Here is a 7,250-nt window from a genome sequence, read left to right as displayed (position 1 = left end):
GCGCGGAGGGGAGGGCGTAGCGCTATGGAATTGCCTCGGGAGCACGCCTGATGTTCCGTCTCGAAGTCCGCAGCTCGACGCCGGCCTGGTTCAATCTCGCACTACCGCTACTCGCCATCGCCGTCGCGCTGGTTTTGTGCAGCGGTCTCATCGCCGTCGCCGGCGCCGGTGTCATCGAAGCCTATGGCGTGATGCTCTCGGCCTCGCTCGGCGACAGCTACGCAATCACCGAGACGCTGGTGCGCGCCGCGCCGATGATCTTCACCGGCCTTGCGGTGGCGATCGCCTTCCGCGCCAAATTCTGGAACATCGGGGCCGAAGGCCAGCTGCTGGCCGGCGCGGTTGCGAGTTGTGCCGTAGGCGCCATCCCGATGCCAGGACCGCTCGCCATCCTGCTGATGGCGCTGGCCGGCGCGGCGGCCGGCGCCCTCGTCGCGCTGGTGCCGGCGACGTTGCGCGTCAAATTCAAGGTCGACGACGTGGTCAGCTCGCTGCTGCTCAACTCGGTCATCTATTACGCGCTGATGGCGCTGATCGAGGGGCCGTGGAAGGACACCTTTTCCGGTTATCCGATCTCGCCGCCAATCGAGGATTCCGCCAATTTCCCGGTGCTGATCGAAGGCACAAGGCTGCATATCGGCGTCGTCGTGGCGCTGATCGCAGCGCCCGTTTGTCGGTTCCTGATCGCGCGCACCACGCTCGGCTTCCGCATCCGCGTCACCGGCGAGAATGCGGAGGCGGCCCGCTATGGCGGCATCAATACCCAGCGCGTGCTGCTCTCCACCGCGCTGCTTTCCGGCGCGCTGGCCGGACTGGCCGGCGTCGGCGAGGTTGGTGGCGTCCATTTCCAGGTGATGAGCGACATCTCGCCGGGCTACGGCTATTCCGGCATCGTCGTCGCGATGCTCGCCAGGCTCAATCCGCTCGGCGTCGTGCCGGCCGCGATCTTCCTTGCCGCGGTCATGACCGGCGCCGAGGCGATGTCGCGCGCGACCGGCGTGCCGGCCTTCCTCAGTGAGGTCATCCAGGGTACAGCGCTGCTTGCGATGCTGGTGGCGCTGCTCTTCACCGCCTATCGCATCCGCCGCGTGGGGGCGCCCGCATGAGCGCGGTGTTCGAGCAGATTTTTCAGGTCGGCTTTCTCGCAGCCATCATCCGCATCGCCACACCGCTCGCCTTCGCCACGCTAGGCGAAATGTTTTCCGAGCGGGCCGGCGTGCTCAATTTGGGCATCGAAGGCATCATGCTGTTGGCGGCCATGGCCGGCTTCACCGCCGCCAGCCTGAGCGGCAGCCTGTGGCTGGGCGTGCTGGTGGCCGTGCTTGTCGGGGCGGCGATGGGCGCGCTGCATGCGCTGTTCACGGTGGCCTTGGGCCTCAGCCAGCATGTCTGCGGCATCGGCGTGACGCTGTTCTGCTCTGGGCTCGCCTATTTCCTCTACCGACTGATCTTCGGCCAGCAATCGGTGCCGCCCAGCATCAAGGGCTTTCAGCCGGCGCCGATCCCCCTGCTGTCGGACATTCCGATCCTGGGTCCGGCGGTGTTCAACCAGTTCACGCTGGTTTATCTCGCGATCATCGCCGTTCCGTTTGCCGCCTTCGTCCTCTACCGCACACCCTGGGGGCTGTCGGTGCGCATGGTCGGCGAGAACCCGCGCGCGGCGGATTCCGCCGGCGTCAGCGTGATCGTCACGCGCTTCCAGGCCGTGATCCTCGGCGGCGCGCTGATGGGTCTTGCCGGCGCCTTTCTCACCATGGCGCAGTTCAACGCCTTCACCTTCGGCGTGGTGTCGGGGCGCGGCTGGGTGGCGATCGCGCTGGTGGTGTTCGGCCGCTGGGACCCGTGGCGTTCGGCGGGCGCGGCATTGCTCTTTGCCTTCGTCGACGCGCTGCAGCTCAGGATGCAGGCCAGCGGCCTCGGGCACATCCCTTACGAAGCCTTCCTGATGCTGCCCTTCATCTTCACCATCGTCGCCATGGCCTTCATTTCGCGCAACGCGGTCGCGCCTTCGGCGCTGCTGAAGCCGTTTCGACGCGAGGAACGGTAGGTAGATTCTTTCCTCGACGGTTGCAAGGTGGTTCCCCCAACGGATCAAGGTGCAAGAACCTTCCTGCACCGCCAAGGGTCGACCCCCCACTCCGTCGAGCTGCGCTCGACACCTCTCCCCCGATCGACGGGGTAGAGGAAGGGCGCCCAGCTTGGGACGCCTCAGATCGCCGTGAAGGCGTTGTCGACGAACAGATGCGCGCCGTTGACGAAGCTCGATTCGTCGCTCGCCAGGAACAGCGCCGCCTTGGCCACTTCCTCCGGCTCGCCGATGCGGCCCTGTTGCGCGGCCATGGCGGCATCGGAAACATCGACGCCGAGCTTGCCGAGGTCGGCGACCTCGCGCATTCCGTGCGGCGTGCGGATGAAGCCGGGACAGATGGCATTGCAGCGGATGTTGCGATCGCGGAACTCCACCGCGATGGCACGCGCGAACATGTGGCAGGCGCCTTTAGTGGTGTCATAGAGCACTTCGTTCGGCGTCGCCGCCACCGCCGAGATCGACGAGGTGCAGACGATCGAGCCGCCGCCGGCGGCGATCATGCCGGGCAGCACCGCGCGCGTCATCAGGAACATCGAGCGCACATTGACGGCGTGCAGCCAGTCCCATTCCTTGAGCGTGGTCTCCAGGAAGGGTTTAATCACGATGGTGCCGGCGTGGTTGAACAGCACGGTCACCGGCCCGAATTTTTCCGCGGCCGCCTTCGCGGCCGCCTCGACCTGCGCCTCATCGGAAACGTCGGCTACGAAATGCTCCGCATCATGGCCGCGCGCGCGGATCGCCGCGGCGGTCTTGCCGGCGGCCTCGCCATTGCGGTCGATGATCGCAACCTTGGCGCCTTCGGCGGCAAACAGCTCGGAAGCCGCTCCACCCATGCCCGTCGCGCCACCCGAGATGATGGCGACCTTGCCCGCCAGCCTTCCACCCATGTTTTTCTCCCTGAGTCCTGTGAGACTATTTTGATGCTATCCCCTCGCGTACCGAGTAGCCAAGCGCTTGAACGAGGCCGTTTGCCGCCGAAAAAGCCGGAGCTACAGGCATTTTGTCGGATCCTCGGGTGGCGCATCCCCGCACTTTTTCGATCTCGGCTGAGAATAAACGCCCTTCAAGTTGCCGTTTCCGAGGACGTCCTTCCAAAAACCGGCGAAAAATAGCACTAGACAAAGTCTACTATTTTTATAGATTAATGGCCGAGACGGAGGTTCGACCATGACCTACATGCAGAATGCTCAGCGCAAGGGCCAGAGGCTGACCGCCGACCAGAGCTGGAGGCCCGCCTATGGCGGAACCTTCGCCTATCTCGTTTTCGCGCTGGCATTCGTGTTCACCGGCGCGGTGGTGCTTGGGATCATCCCCTGACAGAGCCGGGGCCTACGGCCCCGCCGTCCAAAAATCTGAGGTGGAGTAACCGGAGAAGATAACTGGCCGAGCGCCAGGGCGCGTCGGCGCGCCTGCGCGCATTGGATTGTTCGAGGTGGAGCGGGGCAAGCCAACGTGACGGAGGAGATAGCAATGCCGATCGAGTTCACGCATGTTCCCGGTAAGCCTGCGAATGGCAGCTTCTTCTACGATTTCGCCGAGACGGCGACCAAGCTGTCGCTGATCGAGGATGCGGGGTTCCGCAAGCTGGTGATCGACGATCCGGCCGGCCTGCTCGCCAACATGGACATCGCCGCGCAGACGCTCGACCGCACCCCGGCGCTGGAAGTGGTGCTGACGCACTGGGCCGGCGTGGTCGAGCCGGCGGTGGCGGCAAGGCAGCTCGCGGCGCTCGACCGCAGAGGCGGCGGCCGCCTGTCGCTCAGGATGCTGAGCGAGCCGCTCCAGGACAGTGATGCCGAGGCGCGGCCGGCCGGCCACAGCGTGGTGTGGCAGCGCATCGACGAATATCTGGTGCTGCTGAAGCGGCTGTGGTCGAACGACGAGCCCTTCGACCATGAAGGCGCCTTCTACAGCGTCAAAGGCGGTTACGTGCCGCGCAAGGGCCTGCATGGCGGCGACCTCACCATCCGGCTCGGCGGCCAGTCCGACACCGCGCTGAAGGTCGCCGGCCGGCATGCCGATATATTCGAGCTGGCGGCCGGCTCGCCGGACGAAGTCGCGCAGTTGATGCAGCGCGTGCGCGGCGCTGCCGCCGAGCACGGCCGCGCCGGCAGATTGCGCTTCGGGCTTCCCGTCCGCATTCGCCCCGAAGGCTGGTCCGGCGCCTCCGACCACAAGGCGGTCGAGGTCGCGGGGCCGCCGGCGCGGCTTGCGCTCTCGCTGTTGCCCTATGCCGCGCTAGGCATCGAGGAATTCATGATCGGCGGTATCGACCGTTCCAGCGAGATCGCGCGGATCGCGAGACGGTCACGCTGATCGCGAATTCGCTGGCTCGGTGCGACGCCGACACCCTGGCGCCAGGAACGTTCGCGTCGCGCTCGTTCACCGGGGCACACCTTCGGTGAAATCGCGGATGGCGGTGAGACCGGCCGCTGCGGCTGCCGGTTTCATCAAGACGGGACATAGTGAAGACATTGATCAAGGTCACTGCGGTTGACATGGCTTGGCTCCGTCTGTCCTGGCAGCGGCGGCTAACCGTGAAGACGAAAGCGTCGCCGGCAACGGAACGGTGCACGCAAAAAGATGTGTGACCGATGGATTGTTGTGATCCCGAAATCCCGATATCAATCCCGTTCTTCTGCGATCCGCGACAGCGCGGCGATGACCGCCTCCGAGCTCGCCAGCGCGCCGAAGACGCCGTCCTCGACCGTCACCATATGGAGCGCGGCTTCGTGCGCCCGGCTGTCGCCGCTGGCACAGGCGTCCGCAATCGTCAGGCATTGGAAATTGCGGTCGCAGGCCTCGCGCAGCGTCGTGTGAACGCAGACATCGGTCGTGCAGCCGGTGAACATCAGATGGGTGATGCCGCGCGCCCTCAGCACCAGTTCCAGATCCGTATAGGTGAAGGCGCCGTTACAGGTCTTGTCGACAATGATGTCCTCGGGCCTGACTTCTATGTCGGCGACGATCTGGAAGCCTGGGCTGGAGCGCAGCAGGATATCGGTGCCGTCCAGTCCCGCCCGCTTGCGGCGCCATTTTTCGTAAGCCGTCATATCGGCCATGTCGGCGCGGTAGCCTTGCCTCGTATGGACGATTGCGAGGCCGGCGCGCGCGCGGCCGCAATCAGCCGATTCACCGTCGGCAGAATGGCCCGCAGCGGCGAAGGGTCATAGCCTTTCCTGGCGAAATAGCCTGTCGGCGACAGGAAATCCGCCTGCAGGTCGATCACGAGCAGGGCGGTGTCTTGCGGCACCAGCCTTCCGTCATAGGGGAAGTCGAACGGGGTCGCCTTGATCATCGCCTGCTGCCTCGGTTGTGGCTGACATGGTGGCCCAGCGACGGCGTCGCAGTCCAGACCTCACGGCGTCCCCGGCTACCGGCGCGCGACCCGGATATTTGATGGTGATGGACATCTTAATAGTTGACTCGCTAACTCATGTTTTCTAGTCAGACGGCATTGGCGTGCAATGATGAAGCGAGGACTAGCCTTGTCCCGGAACAGTCTTTTTGTGGTGCTGGCCGCGTTCGCCATTCTTGCGGCCGGCTCCTTTCTTCCCGACGTCGCGCTGGCGCAGGAGCAGCCGGCACCCGCGGCACCGGCCGCACAAGCGCCCGCTCAGCAGCCCATAACAGCTCCGGCAGCCGTGCAGGCAGCTCAGGCCCCGGCCGCGGCACAGCCCCCGGCGACGGAGGCACCAACCGCTGCCGCACCGACCGAACCGCGCGTTCAGCCGGCGCCGGGCACTGCCGGGGGCGAAGAGACTTCCGCCATTGCGCTGACGCTGCCGCATGACCTGTCGCCCTGGGGCATGTTCATGAATGCCGACATCGTGGTGAAGGCGGTGATGGTCGGACTTGCTCTCGCATCTCTGGTCACCTGGACGATCTGGCTCGCCAAGTCGCTGGAGATCCTCGGCGGCAAGCTCAAGGCGCGGCGCGCGGCGAACGCGATCGGCAATGCCGCGACGCTGATGCAGGCCGGCCGCGCGCTCGGCCACAGCGGCGGCCCGGGCGCGCTGCTGGTGCGGGCGGCGGAGGAAGAGCGCGCGCTCTCGGCCGGCGCGTTGGATCACATCTCGGGCGACGGCCTGAAGGAGCGCGTCACCTCGCGGCTGTCGCGCATCGAGGCGGCAGCGTCCCGGCGCATGTCGCGCGGCACCGGCCTGCTCGCCACCATCGGCTCCACGGCGCCCTTCGTCGGCCTGTTCGGCACCGTCTGGGGCATCGTGAACGCCTTCATCGGCATCTCGCAGGCGCAGACCACCAATCTTGCGGTGGTGGCGCCGGGCATCGCCGAAGCCCTGCTCGCCACGGCAATGGGTCTGGTGGCTGCGATCCCGGCGGTGGTGATCTACAACGTCTTCGCGCGATCGATAGCCGGCTACAGGCAGATCCTCGCCGACGCCTCGGCAGGCGTCGAGCGGCTGGTCAGCCGTGACCTCGATTTTCGCACGGTGCCGCCGGCAACCGCGTTGGCAGCGGAGTGAGCGGCCAATGGCGGCGCGGATTCGCGAGACGGCCGGCGACGATCTCGAGGAAAGCCACGAGATCAACGTCACCCCGTTCATCGACGTCATCCTGGTGCTTTTGATCATCTTCATGGTCGCGGCTCCGCTTGCGACCGTCGACGTCAATGTCGACCTGCCCGGGTCGACGGCGACGCCGGCGCCACGGCCGGAGACACCGCTGTTCCTGACGCTGAAAAGCGATCTTTCTCTGGCGATCGGCAATGAGGCTGTGCCGCGACCGAGCTTCGCCACCGTGCTCCACAGCCGCACCAAGGGCGACAAGCAGACGCGCATCTTCCTGCGCGCCGACAAGACGGTGGGCTATGGCGAGCTGATGGAGGTGATGAACCTGCTGCGCGCTGCGGGCTACCTCAAGATTGCGCTGGTCGGGCTGGAGACGGCGTCCGGCACCGAGGCTGCGGCCGCGGGCGCCACCTCCGCGCCGGCGACAAGCGGAAGCGCGGCGCAATGACGCAAGCGATCGCCGCCTTGTCCACCCAGCCACGCTTCGGCTTCCGCGAAGCCGGTCTGTGGGCAAGCGCGGCCACGGTTATTTTCGCCGCGCATGTCGCGGTCGCTTATGCGGTGCAGAATCTGAGCTTTACCGAGGTGCCGGACGGCGGCGCGCCGCCGTCCGGCACCTCGGTAAAGCT

The 7,250-nt window shown here is 66.1% G+C and carries 7 protein-coding genes and 2 pseudogenes; 7 read left to right on the top strand and 2 right to left on the bottom strand.

Annotated features, from left to right (window positions below):
• The first annotated feature begins 50 nt into the window (after window positions 1-50).
• Window positions 51-1,106 (top strand): ABC transporter permease, encoded by a 1,056-nt coding sequence (locus EOA75_RS25685; protein ID WP_127325466.1) that lies wholly within the window; start codon window positions 51-53, stop codon window positions 1,104-1,106.
• Complete coding sequence (locus EOA75_RS25680) at window positions 1,103-2,047, top strand: ABC transporter permease (protein WP_095826245.1); 945 nt, start codon at window positions 1,103-1,105, stop codon at window positions 2,045-2,047. Before EOA75_RS25685 ends, EOA75_RS25680 begins: the two co-directional genes overlap by 4 nt.
• A 161-nt stretch (window positions 2,048-2,208) precedes the next feature.
• On the opposite strand, the gene EOA75_RS25670 is transcribed toward EOA75_RS25680, so the two are convergent.
• Window positions 2,209-2,976, bottom strand: a complete 768-nt coding sequence (locus tag EOA75_RS25670; RefSeq protein ID WP_127325465.1) for an SDR family oxidoreductase — start codon at window positions 2,974-2,976, stop codon at window positions 2,209-2,211.
• 280 nt (window positions 2,977-3,256) lie between these two features.
• On the opposite strand from EOA75_RS25670, the gene EOA75_RS25665 reads away from it, so the two are divergent.
• Together EOA75_RS25665 and EOA75_RS25660 are read left to right on the top strand one after the other, a co-directional pair.
• Window positions 3,257-3,406 carry a hypothetical protein gene (locus EOA75_RS25665; protein WP_082953811.1) on the top strand — a complete coding sequence of 50 codons (150 nt, stop codon included), beginning with the start codon at window positions 3,257-3,259 and terminating at the stop codon, window positions 3,404-3,406.
• A gap of 153 nt (window positions 3,407-3,559) precedes the next feature.
• Complete coding sequence (locus EOA75_RS25660; RefSeq protein ID WP_245466734.1) at window positions 3,560-4,405, top strand: LLM class flavin-dependent oxidoreductase; 846 nt, start codon at window positions 3,560-3,562, stop codon at window positions 4,403-4,405.
• Window positions 4,406-4,713: 308 nt separating this feature from the next.
• Here EOA75_RS25660 and EOA75_RS25655 read toward each other — a convergent pair.
• Window positions 4,714-5,387 (bottom strand): annotated as a pseudogene (locus EOA75_RS25655) (isochorismatase family cysteine hydrolase).
• Between the two features lie 190 nt (window positions 5,388-5,577).
• On the opposite strand from EOA75_RS25655, the gene exbB reads away from it, so the two are divergent.
• The 3 genes and pseudogenes from exbB to EOA75_RS25640 form a co-directional block, all read left to right on the top strand.
• Window positions 5,578-6,576: a tonB-system energizer ExbB gene (exbB, locus tag EOA75_RS25650; protein ID WP_245466733.1), complete on the top strand. Its 999-nt coding sequence runs from the start codon at window positions 5,578-5,580 to the stop codon at window positions 6,574-6,576.
• Window positions 6,577-6,583: 7 nt separating this feature from the next.
• A complete protein-coding gene (gene exbD, locus EOA75_RS25645) occupies window positions 6,584-7,069 on the top strand; it encodes a TonB system transport protein ExbD (protein ID WP_127325463.1) in 486 nt (161 codons plus the stop codon).
• Window positions 7,066-7,250 (top strand): annotated as a pseudogene (locus tag EOA75_RS25640) (energy transducer TonB); the annotation flags it as partial. The gene exbD and the pseudogene EOA75_RS25640, both read left to right, overlap by 4 nt.

It is taken from the genome of Mesorhizobium sp. M1A.F.Ca.IN.022.07.1.1 (assembly GCF_003997575.1).
Taxonomy (GTDB): domain Bacteria; phylum Pseudomonadota; class Alphaproteobacteria; order Rhizobiales; family Rhizobiaceae; genus Mesorhizobium.
The sequence above is the reverse complement of the archived record's forward strand: the minus strand, read 5'-3'. Positions and strand labels throughout refer to the sequence as shown.

What these genes read in the sequence shown, in the direction of transcription:
- EOA75_RS25685 (WP_127325466.1), top strand. Translation starts at nt 51, where the DNA reads ATGTTCCGTCTCGAAGTCCGCAGCTCGACGCCGGCCTGGTTCAATCTC.
- EOA75_RS25680 (WP_095826245.1), top strand. Translation starts at nt 1,103, where the DNA reads ATGAGCGCGGTGTTCGAGCAGATTTTTCAGGTCGGCTTTCTCGCAGCC.
- EOA75_RS25670 (WP_127325465.1), bottom strand. Translation starts at nt 2,976, where the DNA reads ATGGGTGGAAGGCTGGCGGGCAAGGTCGCCATCATCTCGGGTGGCGCG.
- EOA75_RS25665 (WP_082953811.1), top strand. Translation starts at nt 3,257, where the DNA reads ATGACCTACATGCAGAATGCTCAGCGCAAGGGCCAGAGGCTGACCGCC.
- EOA75_RS25660 (WP_245466734.1), top strand. Translation starts at nt 3,560, where the DNA reads ATGCCGATCGAGTTCACGCATGTTCCCGGTAAGCCTGCGAATGGCAGC.
- exbD (WP_127325463.1), top strand. Translation starts at nt 6,584, where the DNA reads ATGGCGGCGCGGATTCGCGAGACGGCCGGCGACGATCTCGAGGAAAGC.